Annotated in this window: 17 protein-coding genes and 1 tRNA gene; 8 read left to right on the forward strand and 10 right to left on the reverse strand. The window is 40.1% G+C overall.

Going from position 1 to position 16,810, the window contains the following annotated elements; genetic code table 11:
- Positions 1-91 precede the first annotated feature (91 nt).
- The 3 genes from ACPPVU_RS19170 to ACPPVU_RS19180 all read left to right on the forward strand — a co-directional run bounded on the left by ACPPVU_RS19170 (position 92) and on the right by ACPPVU_RS19180 (position 1,602).
- Entirely contained in the window at positions 92-445 is a 354-nt protein-coding gene (locus ACPPVU_RS19170) for a winged helix-turn-helix transcriptional regulator (RefSeq protein ID WP_426668262.1), read from the forward strand.
- Positions 446-583: 138 nt separating this feature from the next.
- Positions 584-1,381 carry an NIPSNAP family protein gene (locus ACPPVU_RS19175; protein ID WP_426668263.1) on the forward strand — a complete coding sequence of 266 codons (798 nt, stop codon included), beginning with the start codon at positions 584-586 and terminating at the stop codon, positions 1,379-1,381.
- A gap of 149 nt (positions 1,382-1,530) precedes the next feature.
- Positions 1,531-1,602 (forward strand) — tRNA-Arg (locus tag ACPPVU_RS19180).
- 113 nt (positions 1,603-1,715) lie between these two features.
- Here ACPPVU_RS19180 and ACPPVU_RS19185 read toward each other — a convergent pair.
- From ACPPVU_RS19185 to ACPPVU_RS19200, 4 genes are all read right to left on the reverse strand, one after another.
- Positions 1,716-2,759 (reverse strand): thioesterase domain-containing protein, encoded by a 1,044-nt coding sequence (locus ACPPVU_RS19185; protein WP_426668264.1) that lies wholly within the window; start codon positions 2,757-2,759, stop codon positions 1,716-1,718.
- A gap of 40 nt (positions 2,760-2,799) precedes the next feature.
- Positions 2,800-3,003, reverse strand: a complete 204-nt coding sequence (locus tag ACPPVU_RS19190; protein WP_426668266.1) for a hypothetical protein — start codon at positions 3,001-3,003, stop codon at positions 2,800-2,802.
- 274 nt (positions 3,004-3,277) lie between these two features.
- Positions 3,278-4,141 carry an alpha/beta fold hydrolase gene (locus tag ACPPVU_RS19195; RefSeq protein WP_426668267.1) on the reverse strand — a complete coding sequence of 288 codons (864 nt, stop codon included), beginning with the start codon at positions 4,139-4,141 and terminating at the stop codon, positions 3,278-3,280.
- Between the two features lie 80 nt (positions 4,142-4,221).
- Positions 4,222-5,649, reverse strand: a complete 1,428-nt coding sequence (locus ACPPVU_RS19200; RefSeq protein ID WP_426668268.1) for an MATE family efflux transporter — start codon at positions 5,647-5,649, stop codon at positions 4,222-4,224.
- A 519-nt stretch (positions 5,650-6,168) separates the two neighbouring features.
- Here ACPPVU_RS19200 and ACPPVU_RS19205 point away from each other — a divergent pair.
- Positions 6,169-7,161, forward strand: coding sequence for an IS110 family transposase (locus ACPPVU_RS19205; protein ID WP_426668270.1), 993 nt, complete (start codon positions 6,169-6,171; stop codon positions 7,159-7,161).
- Positions 7,162-7,350: 189 nt separating this feature from the next.
- Here the strand turns inward: ACPPVU_RS19205 and ACPPVU_RS19210 are convergent, their stop codons facing one another.
- The 5 genes from ACPPVU_RS19210 to ACPPVU_RS19230 all read right to left on the reverse strand — a co-directional run bounded on the left by ACPPVU_RS19210 (position 7,351) and on the right by ACPPVU_RS19230 (position 13,825).
- Entirely contained in the window at positions 7,351-8,163 is an 813-nt protein-coding gene (locus ACPPVU_RS19210; RefSeq protein ID WP_426668272.1) for a helix-turn-helix domain-containing protein, read from the reverse strand.
- Positions 8,164-8,185: 22 nt separating this feature from the next.
- Positions 8,186-8,998 carry an oxidoreductase gene (locus tag ACPPVU_RS19215; RefSeq protein ID WP_426668273.1) on the reverse strand — a complete coding sequence of 271 codons (813 nt, stop codon included), beginning with the start codon at positions 8,996-8,998 and terminating at the stop codon, positions 8,186-8,188.
- Between the two features lie 154 nt (positions 8,999-9,152).
- Positions 9,153-11,519, reverse strand: coding sequence for an ABC transporter permease (locus ACPPVU_RS19220; RefSeq protein ID WP_426668275.1), 2,367 nt, complete (start codon positions 11,517-11,519; stop codon positions 9,153-9,155).
- A gap of 311 nt (positions 11,520-11,830) precedes the next feature.
- Complete coding sequence (locus tag ACPPVU_RS19225; RefSeq protein ID WP_426668277.1) at positions 11,831-12,784, reverse strand: sugar phosphate isomerase/epimerase family protein; 954 nt, start codon at positions 12,782-12,784, stop codon at positions 11,831-11,833.
- Positions 12,785-12,865: 81 nt separating this feature from the next.
- A complete protein-coding gene (locus ACPPVU_RS19230; RefSeq protein WP_426668279.1) occupies positions 12,866-13,825 on the reverse strand; it encodes a TolB family protein in 960 nt (319 codons plus the stop codon).
- 134 nt (positions 13,826-13,959) lie between these two features.
- Between ACPPVU_RS19230 and ACPPVU_RS19235 the strand changes: the two genes are divergently transcribed.
- A complete protein-coding gene (locus tag ACPPVU_RS19235) occupies positions 13,960-14,736 on the forward strand; it encodes an NUDIX hydrolase (RefSeq protein ID WP_426668281.1) in 777 nt (258 codons plus the stop codon).
- Positions 14,737-14,749: 13 nt separating this feature from the next.
- On the opposite strand, the gene ACPPVU_RS19240 is transcribed toward ACPPVU_RS19235, so the two are convergent.
- Positions 14,750-15,130: a winged helix-turn-helix transcriptional regulator gene (locus ACPPVU_RS19240; protein WP_426668282.1), complete on the reverse strand. Its 381-nt coding sequence runs from the start codon at positions 15,128-15,130 to the stop codon at positions 14,750-14,752.
- 114 nt (positions 15,131-15,244) lie between these two features.
- Between ACPPVU_RS19240 and ACPPVU_RS19245 the strand changes: the two genes are divergently transcribed.
- From ACPPVU_RS19245 to ACPPVU_RS19255, 3 genes are all read left to right on the forward strand, one after another.
- Positions 15,245-15,619 carry a DoxX family protein gene (locus tag ACPPVU_RS19245; protein ID WP_426668284.1) on the forward strand — a complete coding sequence of 125 codons (375 nt, stop codon included), beginning with the start codon at positions 15,245-15,247 and terminating at the stop codon, positions 15,617-15,619.
- 29 nt (positions 15,620-15,648) lie between these two features.
- Positions 15,649-16,248, forward strand: a complete 600-nt coding sequence (locus ACPPVU_RS19250) for an FMN-dependent NADH-azoreductase (RefSeq protein WP_426668285.1) — start codon at positions 15,649-15,651, stop codon at positions 16,246-16,248.
- 140 nt (positions 16,249-16,388) lie between these two features.
- Positions 16,389-16,748 (forward strand): SnoaL-like domain-containing protein, encoded by a 360-nt coding sequence (locus ACPPVU_RS19255; RefSeq protein WP_426668286.1) that lies wholly within the window; start codon positions 16,389-16,391, stop codon positions 16,746-16,748.
- Positions 16,749-16,810 lie beyond the last annotated feature (62 nt).

Raw genomic sequence — 16,810 nt, forward strand, 5'->3', positions numbered from 1 at the left:
GATAAATAGCATACAACGGCACAAAAGAACGATAAATGACTTTTGTAACCAATAGAATAACAAGTAATTAGTAACTCATTTAAAAATTAGTATGTCAGAGAGAAAACTCAGTTCAACGAATTATTATAATCAATCATTCCTTGAAGAGAAGTGTGCACTTAGCGAGTTGATTTATTTATTGAGTAAAAGGTGGATGACCGAAGTACTTTTTAGTATCGAAGAAGGAAACACTCGATTTACCGCCCTAAGGGAAGACCTGGAACACATTAGTGATCATATATTAGCAGACAGACTGAAATTTTTAGAACAGCACGAACTGATACATAAAGACTGTATACCAGGCAATCCGCCAAGAACAGATTACACGCTGACTGATAAAGGAACAGAGCTTAGTAATTTATTAGATGGCCTGTGTCACTTTGCCGAAAACAAGATGCAGTTTTGAGATTGAGCCTTAATAAAACAAAACCTACTAATTGATTTATTAGTAGTACAGATTTATTGATTACAATTTCTGTAATCTATTTTTACACGAAATGGTCGTCCCTTTATGGACATTCTATTTAAAGTAAAAATGTTTACCATGAAAAAAAATCAATCTCAATTCACGACGATTTTTGTTAAAGCGTTTACCGTTATTATTTGCTTTTCCCTTGCAATGACGGCTAAAGCAGAATCACGTAGTTACTATAAGCTTAAAGTCTATCATTACAAAACCCTATCGCAAGAAAACAAACTTGACCAGTACTTTCGGCAAGCGTTAATACCTGCGCTACACCGGCAAGGAGTAAAAAATGTCGGGGTGTTTAAACCAGTTACCCAAACTGATACGGACAAGAGGGTTTATGTTTTTATCCCTTTTGCATCACTTGACAAACTGGCAGAAGAAGATCAGAAACTGCAAAATGATAAACTATACCTATCTGATGGTAAGGAATACGTTGATGCCGATTACAAAGATGCTCCCTATTCCCGCATAGAAACAATTATTTTACAAGCATTTCCGGGCATGCCACAACCTGCAGTACCTAACTTAAGCGCTTCAAAAAGCGAAAGGGTTTATGAATTACGCAGTTATGAAAGCGCAACAGAAAAATATAATGCCAATAAAGTGCACATGTTTAACAACGGCGATGAGATCGGCATATTCAAAAATCTCAATTTCAACGCTGTTTTCTACTCAGAAGTAATTTCAGGAAGTCACATGCCTAATCTGATGTATATGACCACTTTTAATAATCAGGCTGACAGAGAAAAACACTGGCAGGCATTTGGCAATGATCCGAAATGGAAATCTCTTGTCGCAATGGATGAGTATAAAAACAATGTTTCACACATGGATATTGTTTTCCTGCATCCTATGGAATACTCTGAATTTTAGCATATCAGAAGTTAAAAAATTTATTTGCTACCTATGAGTTGCCCCGGATTTTATAAACCGGGGCTTTTTTCGCAGTATATAAAATCTGTCATAGCTTTATCAGACTATTCCAGTTCATTTAAATAGTAAATTTCTATATTTGCCACATTGTTCCCGTAGTTCAATGGATAGAATTGCTGATTCCGGTTCAGCTGATATGAGTTCGAATCTCGTCGGGAACACAAGAAGCCTCGCTAATGTGAGGCTTCTTCGTTTAAAAAATCGCCGGAACATCTCCTAATTTCCAACACATCAGCTTAAAAGGTATTGTTTTTGTAAACCGAGACCATTTCGCTTACGACGCGTAGGATTCAACAATTGCAGCTACCTGGTTAACGGCAGGCTTTTTGAAAAAGTCATTATGCTTGCATTCTACTATTTTTGCAATAATATTTCCGGTTACATACTGCTTCCACAATAACTTAAAAATAGAATTTCTGTAAACCTGGGATTTAGTTAGTTCAGATGGTACTCCTTCCGGACTTGTCTCATATATTAAAACCAGGTCGCCATTATATTTTGATTTAGGATCATATATCTCATGTATTGCCAAAATTTGATTTTGTGCGCCGTTTTCTATTACTATTTCCTGGACAGCATTATTGCCGGTAACCAGAAGTTTAAGAAAGTGAGGTAATCTGTGACGCAGATATTTAATTTTAAGTCTAAGATCAATCTTAACTAAGGTTCTTATCTCATCAAGAACTCTGCGATTCAATAGTAAACCTTTAGACGGATAAGATGGATAATGACTGATAGCACCTAAAAACTCGATTTTATCCCCCGATTTTTGTAACTGCATTGCTACTTCCAAAATCGTCCGGGCGCCCATGCTGCAACCTAATAGGCTATAAGGTCCTTGTGGATGGAGTTTTTTTATCTCACCGACAAGGTAATTGGCATATTCGTGGAGATCTTTGAATGGAAAATCATCTGCATCTTCATAATAAATAATGCCATAAATGGGATTACTCTTATTGTATGTTTGTACAAATTCATTAAAAATTGTTGGGTAGCTGCTCCATGGGGGGAAGATAAATAAAGGAGTACCAAAGCCTTCTTTTAAAAGAACTATTGACTTCAATTCTTCTGATTCAAAACGTTCAATTTTATAGGCTAGTTGTCTGATGGTGGATAGCTGGTATATTGTGCTTACTGCTAACTTAAATCCCAACTCCTTATTTATCATCGTGATCGCCCGTATGGCCAACAAAGAGTTTCCCCCCAAATCAAAAAAGTCATCATCGAGGCCAACTTCTTTAAGATTCAGCATTTCCTTCCATTGAGTAATTAAAATTTCCTCTATAGGTGCGACAGGATCAGAAATTAAGTTTGACATATTAATAAATTCAATTTTAAAAAAATATAACTAATAAGGATCACCATCCGGTTATCCTTTTGCCTGTTGCTTTCCCGTGCGTAACTTTAAACAAGCCCCCTATTTGGCTTTTAAGTTTAAATGTTACTTCTAAAATAAAATAGCGACCTGCATAAACCAGATTAAAAATCCCGATGGCGGACCAAATCAAGTAAGTAAAAATTATCTGAGCTCCTTTTTCAACCAGGTATTTTAAAGATTCCATACAAATATATTATACATTATTTTATTAATGGTTAAGAATTTGCTCTCCAAACTTTTAGCGCCAATATAAGTATTTTTTATATCAAATAATATAAATTATATGTATTAGTTGATATATAATAAAAATTGCACAAAAGTTATTTCAGGTAACGCGAATTTATAGCTGCTTATAGGATTTGTCTGTGATATTTCTGCAGATTATCATCAACCGGATTCAAATTGTTATGCTGAAAATGAAATTTGAATAAGAACCACAAATAATGATATTATCAATCTTAAACTCTCTGTATTAATTCTTTTACCAGGCTTACCACATCACCAATCACTTCAAGCGATTTTATCATTTTCTCGTGACCAATGCCATCATAGTTATGACTTTCAATCAAAACGTTTGCATTTAAAAATTGTTCCATAAAAGTATAAGTAGAAATTATATCCTGTTGATCATAAGCCAGCCAGTGTTTGCCATCAAAATCATACAGATCATGTAAATTATAATGATCAGCATGTTTACCGAAATGAGCTTCGAAGCTTTTGAAAAACTCATCCTGTGCCGAACGTGATACATCGGCAGCACTCATGGTTGCTTCGAAATTTTCCTTCAATCTGATCAATGGGGTAAAACTAATTAGTAATGAGGGCTTGATCTTCGTTTCTCTTATTGCGATCACATTTGCCATTACACCTAAAGAATGACCTATCAGAATATCAGGACTGCCAAAATTTGATATAATAGCGTTAACAGCTTCAATGAATAAAAGCAGGTTGGATAACTCACCCTCTGAACTGCCGTTTCCGGGTGCATCAAAAGCAATAATTTCAAGGTCATCAATTTCACGCAAGGCGATGATCATTTCGGCAAAATCAGCGGCCTTTGATCCCCAGCCATGGGTGATCAATACCTTATGCTTGCCGCTCCCCCATTTAAAACCGGTAAAACTCAAGTCCCGGTGAGCAAAATATTCGTCTTTTGCTTTCAGTGTAAATTTTTCGGCTTCATCCAATAATTGCTGTTGCTGTAAGCGCACCGGCATTTTGGGCGAATAACATATCAACTGCCAAAGCAGCTGATTTAACTCGTCCGGGGTGTGGGATGAATTCGTTTTAACCTCATTAAAAATTTGCTTCAGCTTTTTCATGTGCCGGGAATGAATTTGCTAAAGCTATTAAACTTTATGTCGTTGATCCTAAGCTTAATGTCAAAACATCCGGTTTGATCCTACACCTTCACATTTTTCCATTTCCCGGTTTTAAACAGAAGGAAGCTTGCTATAGCCATGCAAGTTTCGGCTATGGGTATTGCTAAAAATACTCCGGTTATACCCATTTTGAAATATTTGTCGAGCACATAGGCCAGTGGTACCTGGAAAAGCCAGAAACCAAAGAAATTAACCCATGTAGTTGTCCAGGTATCGCCCGCGCCGTTAAATGCGCTCATCATTACCATGCCTATCCCATAAAAGATGTATCCTGCGCTTAGGATATGTAATGATTTGGTGGCTACCTCCCTTACTCCGGCATCATTGGTAAAAAAGCCTGTAAGGTAGCTGCCTGCTAAAAAGGTAATCAGCATAACACTACCCATGTAGATCACATTGTATTTAACCGTTTTTAAAACAGAGTCTTCGGCCCTCATTGATTCTTTTGCGCCGAGGTTTTGTCCAACTAATGTAGCCGCTGCATTACTCATTCCCCAGGCAGGGAGCATAAAAAATAGCATTATGCGGATAGACGTTTGGTACCCGGCCGAGCCCCGATCGCCGCCGGACGTTGCTACCAGTTCTGCCAAAAATATCCAGCTGCATGATCCTATCACGAATTGCATTATACCTGGGATGGCGATTTTAAGGATAGCTTTTATTTGTTCCCAATGTGGCTTTAAATAGGCCAGGTGAACCTTGATGATATTTTTACCATTAAACAGGTGGTAAAGCTGATAGACAACACCTGTACCCCGGCCAATAGTTGTAGCAATGGCAGCACCTGTTAAACCGAAAGCAGGTATGGGACCCAAACCATTGATAAATACCGGGCATAAAATGATGTTGGCTATATTGGCTATCCAAAGGCTCCGCATGGCAATGGCTGCGTTGCCTGCACCTCTGAATATGCCATTCACTAAGAACAGCATTACGATGATGAGGCTTTCGGCCATCATGATGCGGGTATAATTGGTGCCCAGTCTGGCGGTCTCGGCGCTGGCACCCATTATGGTTAATATGTTAGTAGCAAAATAAAAACCGGCAATACCTATAACCAGGTTAAACAATATGGAGACAGTAATCGCTTGCATTGCGGCTTTTGACGCTTCGACAGGGTTTTGTTCGCCTATCCTGCGGGCTACGATGGCTGTTGCTGCCATGCTCATGCCTACTGCCAGGGAATAGATTATAGATAAACATGATTCCGTAAGGCCAACTGTTTGGATGGCATAGCTGCTATGTGGTAAATGCCCAACAAAATAAAGGTCGACCAGGGCAAAAACCGACTCCATGGCCATTTCGAGCATCATGGGGATAGCCAGTAATAGTACTGCCCGCCGGATGCTGCCTTTGGTAAAATCGTGATTACCACCCCTGAGCGATTCTTTTAGAAGTGTAAATGTTCTGGATAGCTTACTCGCAGTAGCTGTTTGTGTTGTTATCATGAAAAAAGTAGTAATAAGTGAAACTGCTCAGCGATATAATGCTGAAGAAAAAGGATCAGAAATTTTCGTCCCGGGTTTTAGAACCCCATGCGGACCATTGCTACTATCATGACGCTATGGTTGATACACAAATATAGAAAAATCTATTTGTGAAATCCAATCAATAGAAAATTTAGCCAGACAAATGTGATAATCAGGAGGCACCTACGGAGCCTGCTGTGGCGTGTATCTTTTCTATAAACAGGTAGCTCCTACCTTTGGTCTAATTAAGAGTATTTTTTATAAATATTGTTATTGTTTGAAACGGGGGGTCTGGGGGGTGTTAAAAACTAAAAACTTTGTGAATAACGTTATGATAAAGGGCAGGGTGAACTTGAGCTCCTACTAAGTTTACAGAACTATGCTCCGTATTAGTCCCTGCCCTTTATGATTGCCCAAGGCCCAACTAGAATACTAACCTTGCTACAACAAAGGTTTTTTCGGCAAAAGGCAATCTTTATAAACTTAAATTATAAACGTATGAGAAAGTGGAATGTTATTCTGGGGGTGGATGTGTCGAAGTTGACACTGGACGTAAGTAGTTACGAGCTTGGGCAGCACATCAAAATCGACAATTGTTCTGCGGGGTTCAAGGTATTTCAGAAGTGGTGTAAAACTCATAACATCGATTTGCAAGAAACCCTGATAGTGATGGAATACACGGGTGGTTATGAATACAGGTTCATTCAATTTTGCGAGGCTTTTTCTATTTCATATTGCAGGGTGCCTGGACTTGAAATAAAAAACTCCATGGGTATGACCAGGGGGAAAAGTGATGAGGCCGACTCCTTTCGTATCAGCAAATATGGTGAACAAAGGATAAAAGACATTGAGCCTTCAAGGCCGTTGGATAAAACCATCCTGATACTTAAACAGCTCTTATCTTTTCGTAAACGATTGGTACGGGAAAATGCGGGCTTGCAAAGCACATTAAGCGAGCGCCAGCACATGTACGAGATAAAGACAGCCGATACAATTACCCGTGTTAGTAAGGCAAAAATGAAATCAAACACGGTGTACATAAACCAGGTGGAGAAACAGATAATGGAAATAGTTAAAGCCAATGACGCTATGTTGTTAAACTACCGGATAATAACCAGCATCAAGGGCATCGGTAAAATAAATGCATGGATGACCATCGCTTATACCGAAAACTTTACCAGTTTCCCGGATGCAAGAACGTACGCAGTGTATGTGGGTGTGCTTCCATTTGGTCATAAATCGGGAACAAGTGTCAAAGGCCGCACAAGGGTCAGTAAACTTGCAAATAAGGAACTGAAACAGGAGTTGAATCAAGCTGCAAAAACAGCGATAGCGCATGACCTTGAACTCAAAGCATATGCCGAAAGAAAGTTCAAAAACAAATGCTATCCACTGGTATTAAACAATGTTAAATTCAAGCTGATCCTCCGAATGTTCTCCTTAGTAAAAAGAGGTGAAATGTATGTGGATAACTACAAACGATCAGCCTGAAAAAAAGCAATTTTAAATTAATTTGGATATATGGTAAACCTAGAATACGGAGCTGATTGGCAATTTAGTTTTTATTCCGTTAGGAATACCCTGTTTATAGAAAACACAATAAGGATATTTGGGCTCCATAGGTGCCTCCTGATAAAATTTGATATTTCAAGCTATTTCAATGATTTATACATGAAATTCTCAAATCATTGACGGTGCTACCCCATAAGCTTTTTTAAAGGAATAAGAAAAATGTGAGAGGTTTTCAAATCCAACATCCAGGTAAACTTCTGATGGTTTACGGCCTTTTTGACTGATGAGATAATGCGCTTCTGAAAGCCGTTTTTGTTGTAGCCATTGACCGGGAGATGTTTGAAATATCTTCTCGAAATCTCTTTTAAAGCTAGCCAGGCTGCGGCCGGTGAGCTGGGCAAATTGAGCTGTGGGTACGTTGAACATATAATGCTTGTTCATATAGGCTTCGAGGTCGATCTTATAAGGCTCGCTAAAATCGAAAAGAAAATCCTTCAGATTGGGATCAAGTCTTAACAATAGCTCGACCGCTTCTTTTGTTTTCAGATCGGCCAGGGGTGCGTTGGGTAATATCGCAGCCGGATCGAAATAAGGCATAAGCGAATCAAAATAACCTTTTATGAATGGATCATCTGCTAATATGCGAATGTAATTGCCGGTATATTTTCCAACTGGCTCCAATTTGTTTTCTGCACTGTAATTGCGCAAAAATCCCTGGTCGAGAAATATATTAACAGATCTGAATTCTCCACCATTCGGCGGAGGAACTTTTATTGATTTGATCAGTTGGTTTCGGCGGATGAGGCCGATGCTGCCAGCTTTAAATATTTTTGTTCCTTCATTAGTGAACAACTGTGTTTCGCCGGAAATAATATATCCCAGGGCATGTTCGGCAATAAACTGCTCATTACCGCGCTGTTTTTGATCAACGCAGGAATAAAGCAGGTTGTTATATAAGATATGGCTTTTATCTTCCATCATAAATGAGCTTAAATATAATTGATTACTTCAACTGCATCATCAGCATTTTATCAAATAAGCGGTCCGGAAGAATTTTGCGCATAAATAAGGCTGTACCTGCCATGTATCCGCCGTGATATCTTGTTTTAGGTTGTTTGGCCTCGATAGCTTTACGCACCAGGTCAACAATCACTCCGGGTTCGGCATTTTGGGCCTCTGTATTTTTAAGTGAGGTGGCAAACTTTTGGGTTAGCTGTCCGTAAACTAAGCCTTTGGAGTTTTTCATCAGGTTATCTGCGGCAATACTTGCCCATTCAGATTTTATACCGCCCGGTTCTATCACTACTACATCGATCCCAAATTGTTTTACTTCGTTGCGCAAGCTATCGCTCAGTCCTTCCAACGCAAATTTACTGGCGTGGTACCATCCGCCCAGCGGTGTAGTTATTTTACCACCAATAGATGAAATGTTGATGATTCGTCCCCAATTATGATTACGCATTGCGGGCAACACCAATTGTATCAATCGTGCGGCGCCAAATACATTTACTTCCAGTTGGTACCGGGCATCGCTAATAGGCACATCCTCTATTGATCCGTATGAACCAAATCCGGCATTGTTGATGAGCACATCTATCCTGCCTTCGGCCTTTAGAATAGTGTTAACACCCTTTACCATTGAATCCTCGTCGGTCACATCCATTTGCAGGATCTTTACGCCAAGCATCCGAATATCTTCCATTTTCTCCACCTTACGGGCAGCACCGTATACGATATGCCCATCTTTCAATAGTTCTTTTGCAAACTCTTTACCTATACCGGCAGAAGCGCCGGTAACCAATATTACTTTCTTCATTTTTTCGATTTGTTAATTACATAACAAAGGTGCAACGAAAATGCAAGGTGAGTTTTGGTGTGAGGCTCAAGTTTACTTTGGTGTGAGGCTCAGGATAAACTTACGAAGTTTTTAAGACTTCGTAAGTTTCAGGATGCAAACCAGTGTAGGTGAGTTATTCGCTTTTTAGGCTTTTAACGGGGTTGGTAATCGCAACTTTTATAGTTTGATAACTAATCACCAATATCGCGATCATCAATATCGCAAATACCGGCATCAGCAATAACCACCAGCTGATAGTAATGTGATAGGCGTAAGAGGTTAACCACTTGTTCATGATGAGCAAGGTTACAGGTATGGCTAAAATAGCGGCAATGGCAATCAGTTTTACAAAGTCTTTAGCCAGTAATACCAATAATTGGCCTAGTGCCGCACCTAATACTTTGCGTATGCCTATTTCTTTTGTACGCTGTGTAGCCATTAAATATGCCAGACCATACAAACCCAGACATGATAGTAAAATGGACAGGATAGTAAAGTAGTTAAACAGTTTAATGCTGGTGATATCTTTTTGATAAACTTTATTGAACACATCGTCCAAAAAGGAATAAGTAAAAGGCGTATCAGGGAAATAGCTATGCCAGGTACTTTTCACTAAGTTAAGATCATTGGGATCGATCTTTACCAAAATAGAAGTAGCTTTCATGGAAGTATAAACCATAACCAATGGTGCAATTGGGTTATGCATAGAGGCATAATGAAAATTTTTGACCACTCCTATCACATACCCCTTATGATCAAAACCTTCAATAGCCTGGCCAACAGGATTTTTCCACCCTACTTGCTGTACAAAAGCCTCGTTCACTATAAAACCCTCTTTTTTGTCAGTGGTTATATCTTTAGAAAAATTTCTTCCGCCCGCCAGTTTCATATCCAGCAAGGGCATAAATTTCTCATCCACAGAAAAGTAATTCGACATTAATTCCCTTTTCACTCCGTTTGCGGTCAGCATGGTAGTGGCTTTTGGCGTTTCGCCATTATTGGCAGCCGATAGCCCGGTTTGAACCGCCGTACCTTTCACCTGGCTCAATTGTCGCAAAGCATTATTAAACGAATTTACACGAAGCAAAGCCACAGAATCATCGGGCAGCGAAATCTCCATTACCCGGTTTTGTACATAACCCAGCGACTTATGCTGTACAAAGTTTATTTGCCGGTTCATGATAAAAGCCCCGGCTATCATTACCGTTGCTGCAGCAAATTGTGTTACGGTAATTACCTTTCGCAGGGTTAGCCCTTTAGTCCCATATTTAATATTTCCCTTCAACGCTGTTATAGGTTGAAAGGCTGATAGCACAAAAGCCGGATAAAGTCCGGTTAATAATGATGATGCCAAAACTATAACGCAAATGATCCAGAAACTATAGTTTGACCATGAGGGCCATATATTGGTTTGCAGCAGGCCGTTTAAAAATGGCAGTATTGCAAACATTAATGCAATGGCGATAAACAAAGCAATAAGTGTTACAAAAAACGATTCGAACAGGAACTGTCTTATAAGGCTTGATTGCAACGCTCCGTTCACCTTACGTACACCAACCTCTTTGGACCTTTCCGTAGCGCGTGCGGTGGACAGGTTAATGTAGTTCAGCAAGGCAATAACTAATATCACCATTGCCAGTACCGAGAAGATATAAACCAGTTGTTTGTCGCCCTTTACGGTATCGCCCAGGTTACTGCTTATAAAATGTACATCTTTTAATGGTTCAATATTAAATTTCATGGAATACTTTACGGCGCCCATTTTATTTAATTCGGGCTGAATATCCTTTTTTGATATGATGGCCAGTTTATTGGCAAGGGCTGCATAATCAGGTTTTTGCCTGAAAAGCACGAAAGTGTATACAGCGAAGTCATCGTCCATCCAGTTTTTGACCTTTGAAAAATCGCCGGGTAACAGGGCATTTATTTTCAGGTCCGAGTTTTCGGGCAGATCCGCCAATATACCCGATACGCGATAAAGCACTTTATTGCAAGTTATATTTTCACCCATTGCGCTGTTAATACCAAAATACTTTTTAGCCAATGATTCGGTAATTACTATGCTATGCGGATCTGTTAAAGCCCGCGCGGGATCGCCCTCCTTCAATTGGTAATCAAACACATTAAACAGGTTCGCATCGGTTTTATAGACAAATTCCTCTTTGAATAACTGATCATTTACTTTCATAACCGCTTGTTCCGGCTCAAAACGAATTGCCGTTTCTACCTCGGGGTAATTATGATTTAAGGCTGTTGCTAAAAGTGTTGGCGTTAAAGCGATAGTGACATTATCACTCTCGGGGGTACGCATCATATTGGTAATACGAACTATCCTATCTTTCTTGGCGTGATAAGTATCAAAGCTTAGCTGGTAGTTGACATAAAATGAAATGAGCAAGCAGGCTGTAATACCTATAGACAGGCCTCCGATATTAATGAAGGAAAAAGCTTTGTGACGAAGCAGGTTGCGCCAGGCAATTTTTAAATAGTTTTTCAGCATGATGTCGGGTTTTAGTATATCAAATGTATACTAATGACGATACTAAAAAAACTCAACAATTGCTGATTAACAGCTATTTAACACTATTTAACAAGAATTAACATATGAGGGGCATTACACAACACTATTCATTTTGTCATTCTGAACGGAGTGAAGAATCTTCTGCGTTTACTAAGTATGCGCTATACTTTTCACCGTAAAATCTTGATGAAGAAGATTCTTCACTCTCGCTCAGAATGACAACTCCCTGTTTTGGCCATCTTCCCAACACGACAGGTGACAACACCAACATGGACCTGAAATAATTGTTGCTACGATAGCATTTTTTTCAAATTGTTGTAGTCGTTAGTAACATTTTCCATTGGCTTTGGCGGCCCGTCCTGCTCAATAAAAAAGTATTTCATGCCCGATGTATGCCTGGCATCAAAAATTGGTTTAAAATCAATATAGCCGCTGCCGATTTCTGCGGGCTCTTTTGTGGTTTTGTCTATATCCTTCACATGCCAAAGCGGTATACGGCCGTGGTATTTCTTAAATATCTCGAGAGGGTTATGCCCGGCAACAGTTGCCCAGCCAAGGTCAAGTTCGCTCTTTACCAAATCTTTGTCGGTATTGGCCATTATGTAATCATAAGGCAATACCCCGTTTATCGGCACAAATTCAAAACTGTGATTGTGAAACGCAAATTGCACTCCGGCTTTCTTGCATGCTTCTCCAGCTTTGCCAAACACATCTACCGCAATTTTAACATCGTCCATCGTTTTTGTTGGTATTGCTGCACATACAAGGTATTCCAGTCCACCCTCCGCTGCTTCGTCGGCTAATTGCCGGGCATTGTCCTGCAGGTTAGCCGATTTGGGCATGTGCTCAATCATGGGTGCATACTTCTTTATTTGGGCGGAGTCTTTCGCGTTAGTGGCAAGTTTCATCAACGTGGGTAAGGTAAAAGGCACTCCTCCCACATGTTCGCTGCGCCAGGTCATTCCCATGTCTTTTACCATACTGGCAAATTCCCTGGGTTTATATCCATAGTAAAGACCTTTTGAGCCACTGGCACTTTCCAGGTTCCTATAACCAATTGCCGCCAGCTTTTGCAGCGTGCCTTTGGTGTCGGCGTCCATCAAGGCGCCAACAGTGTACAACTGCAGACCAATAGCATCACCGTTCTTGGGCATAATAAAATCTACAGCGCGGCTAAGCGACGGGTACAGCATGCCTGCTGCGGCAATCATGCCGGTTTGTCGTAAAAACGTTTTCCTGTTCATATCAATTCTGTTGAGTTTTTTTAATTTTTAAAGGCAGCAATAACGCAGGGCTTGTTAAGGCCTGCACCTTTACTTTTAACATTAGTTAACCGAATAGCTTACAAAAGCAATCTTTTTATTGTCAGGGCTCCACGACGGCGTGTTGATGGTGCCCGCGCCGCCGTAAAATACAGGCGTTATATCTTTGATAGCTTTTGTTTTGAGATCCATCAAACGGAGTTTGACATTTTTACCAAATGGATGATTTTGCTTTTCGTCAGTAGTATAGGCAATATAAGCGATCCATTTATTATTGGGTGACGGATGGGGAAACCAGTTGGCATTTTCATCAAAGGTCATTTGCTCCGGTTGCGAGCCATCGGGGTGCATCCGCCAAATTTGCATATGTCCGGTACGGTACGAATGGAAATAGATATACTTGCCATCAGGAGAGTAATCGGGTCCGTCGTCTAACCCCGGGGTTTCAGTTAGTCTTTTCGGAGTGCCGCCTTCCACCGGTATTGTGTAAACATCCAGGTTACTAAAGTCCCCTCCGCAATAGGCCAATGTCTTGCCGTCAGGGCTCCATCCATGCCAAAAAGAAAGATCCTGGGATGTTATTATTTTCCTCGGTTGCCCGCCTGCGGCAGGTACGATAGAAATAGAAAATTTATAACCTTTTTGTGAAGGGTTGCTCATATCGAAACTGGTTATTGCTATCCATTTGCCGTCCGGTGAAAGCCCGTGGTCATCCATGTTTTGATTAATTGACCCGGTATTAATTTCGGTTAACGCTTTGGCAGCAAGGTCCAGCTTGTACATTTTGCCTCTAAAGTTGAGGACAAGGTAATTGTCAGGATGCCAGTTGGGCGCTTCATAATCACCTTTAGCGATTAATACCGTATCGATTTTTCCTGTTTTGATATCTACTGTCTGGATATAGCTCGTCGTGTCGCGTTTACTTTGCGCGAATACTGACGCCGATAAAAGCAAGCAGAAAAATAGCACGCCGGCTGGTTTAAAAAACGGCAAAGAAATCGGGAATTGAATAGATTTGCTCATACTAGTACAATTTTGTGTTTATAATATTTAAAAGAATTTCTATTTGGTAAAATTTACAATTTAGCGAATGTAGGTAAAAAATTTCTATTTGGTAAAATTTATCAAATAGAAATTTTTAATTATTTTTGTAGCTTATGAATGCATTGGAAGAGTTTGAAGATTTTATAGTAAACGGGTATAAAACCTATATTCCGCACGTATGTATAGACTGTGCCATATTCGGTTATCATGACCACCGGCTGAAAATCTTACTATCGCAGTTTGAAGGCCTTGACGGGCTTTGCCTGCCCGGAGGGTATATAAAACGAACCGAGACTATGGATGAAGCCGCCAGCAGGATCGTTGAGGAAAGAACATCTATAAAGGGTTTATATCTGCAGCAATACAAAACATTCGGAGGCCCTGACCGTGTAAAATTCAATGATTTTGATTTGGACAGGTTTGCAAAGGATACCGTGTTGACAAAACTAAAATCAAGCTGGTTGATAGATCAGACGATCTCTATCGGTTATTACGCTATAACAGATTTTTCACTGTCGAAACCGCAGCCAGGATTCATGGACCGTTCATGTGACTGGTACGATATCGATAAAATTCCTTCATTATTGTTCGATCATAACCAAATGGTGAAAAATGCGTTGCAAGTTTTGCGGTCACAATTATATTATCAGCCGATCGCCCAAAACCTGTTGCCTGAGAAGTTTACGCTCACTGAAATACACGCCGTGTATGAAACCATTCTTGGTAAAAAACTGGACATAAGAAATTTCCCAAAGAAGATGGCATTTCTTGGATTGATCACCAAACTTAACGAGAAACGAAACATCGGGCCGCACAGGGCGCCTTTTCTTTATACCTTCAACAAGAAAAAATATAAAAAGGCGCTGGAGTTGGGTGTTACGTTAAGTTGAGGAAAAATACAGATCATTCCGCCATCTCAACCGGTTGTGCTACCGATCTCTCCTGCCTGATCTTTTCCCTGTGCATAATACCCCATTCACTTAAGGCCGTTAAAACAGTGTCGAGTGAATTGCTGTACTCTGTCAGTTCGTACTCCACGATCACAGGGGTTTGGGTAAAAACGTTCCGCTTTATAAAACCATTCATTTCCAATTCCCTCAGTTCGTGTGATAATACTCTTGCCGAAATACCGGTGATGGTACGCTGCAGTTCATTAAAACGCTTATTTCCACTTTTAAGAGCAATAACGACCCTCAGTTTCCATTTGCCTCCAACAACATAAAGTGCATCACCTATACCGGTTAATGCCCTTGTGCACTCCTCTTTTGAATGAATATGTCCCATGATCTTATACTTGATTACAGTTCCACTATACAAAAGGTTACTACTAACCTTTTGTATAGTACTAACTTTTTATAAGCAAATGTACATAGTTTTGTCTTATCAAAAAATAAAATAATGAAAGCAATTAAAATTACTTATTGGATAACAACAGCTATAGTCGGCTTAATGATGTTCTATTCGGCCTATGCTTATTTAACACAGGATGCGATGGTGCAAGCATTCCACCATTTGGGTTACCCGGATTATTTCAGGGTTGAACTGGCTATCGGAAAAGTTTTAGGTGCTATCCTGCTGATCGCACCAGTATCTGCAAAGATCAAAGAATGGGTTTATGCCGGCTTTGTGATCACCTTTATATCGGCCTTTATTGCGCACACCGCTTCAGGCGACCCGGTTAATTACCGTGTGATGCCAGTAATATTCCTGGTGTTGATGCTGGTTTCCTATTTCACTTATCATAAACAAAATCAGCTTTTAAAAACCGCTTAATCTGATAACTCTATTATAAAAAATCAAAAATGAAAAAGATACTAAATGTTATATCCAGTGCAAGGGGCGCAGCCTCAAACAGCACACAATTGGCAAATGCAATTATTGAAAAATTGACTGAACAATATCCTGGAAGCACGGTTAAATTGCGCGACCTTGTTGAGCGGCATTATCCGCACCTGGAAGAATCGCACTTAAACGCTTTCTTTGCGCCTGCTGAAAACGATACAAAGGAATATAAGGAAGCAACTCAACATTCTAACGAGGCCATTCAGGAACTATTGGAAGCCGATATAATTGTGATTGGCGTACCGATCTACAATTTCAATATCCCTTCTGCACTCAAGGCATGGCTGGATCATCTTGTTCGCGCAGGCAAAACATTTTCCTATCAAACCGGTCAGCCTGAAGGTTTGGTAAAGGGTAAAAAGGTTTATCTTGCTATCGCATCAGGCGCCGTTTATTCGGATGGGCCGATGAAATCTTATGATTTTGCGGAACCCTACCTGAGAGCAGTTCTTGGATTTATAGGCCTGACTGATATTACGACTTTCAGGGTAGAGGGTGCCAGTATGCCTGATCTGAAAGAAACTGCGTTGCAAAAAGGTATTGACAGCATAGCTGTGTAATGTTCTTTTGTCATTGCGAGGAGTGAGCGACGAAGCAATCGCATACCATACAGGGCGAAGATGCAAAGTTCGCGATTGCCACGCTACGCTCGCAATGACAAAATGAGAAAACAATAACCATCCACCGTGGTTTTCTATTCATGTTCACTATCCACGAAATTGCCAACCGTTTAAAAGAAATGCTCAGCGAACAAAAGTTTGTTGAAGCCTACCAGCTACTATTTTCAGAAGATGCCGAAAGTATCGACCCGCTAAATACAAGTGGTCAGCCTTTAAAAGGACTGACCACCTTATTGGAGCGTGAGAAAGATTTTTTATCGCGCGTCACCACTATTCACAAGATTAGTTTATCCGAACCAATTATTGCGGGCAGCTACTTTACTTTAAGTCTAAAAATGTCATTCGATGTTAAAGGACAAGGGCATATGGACGTTGATGAGCTCTGTGTTTACAAAGTAAAAGAAGGCAAGATCCTCAGTCAGCAATTTTTTATAGGCTAGCCTGACCTGAAATAGGTATAAGTACTTAACGCACGGGCAGTGGTGACACTATTTTGTCAGTA

This window comes from Mucilaginibacter sp. McL0603 (assembly GCF_049992945.1).
Taxonomy (GTDB): domain Bacteria; phylum Bacteroidota; class Bacteroidia; order Sphingobacteriales; family Sphingobacteriaceae; genus Mucilaginibacter.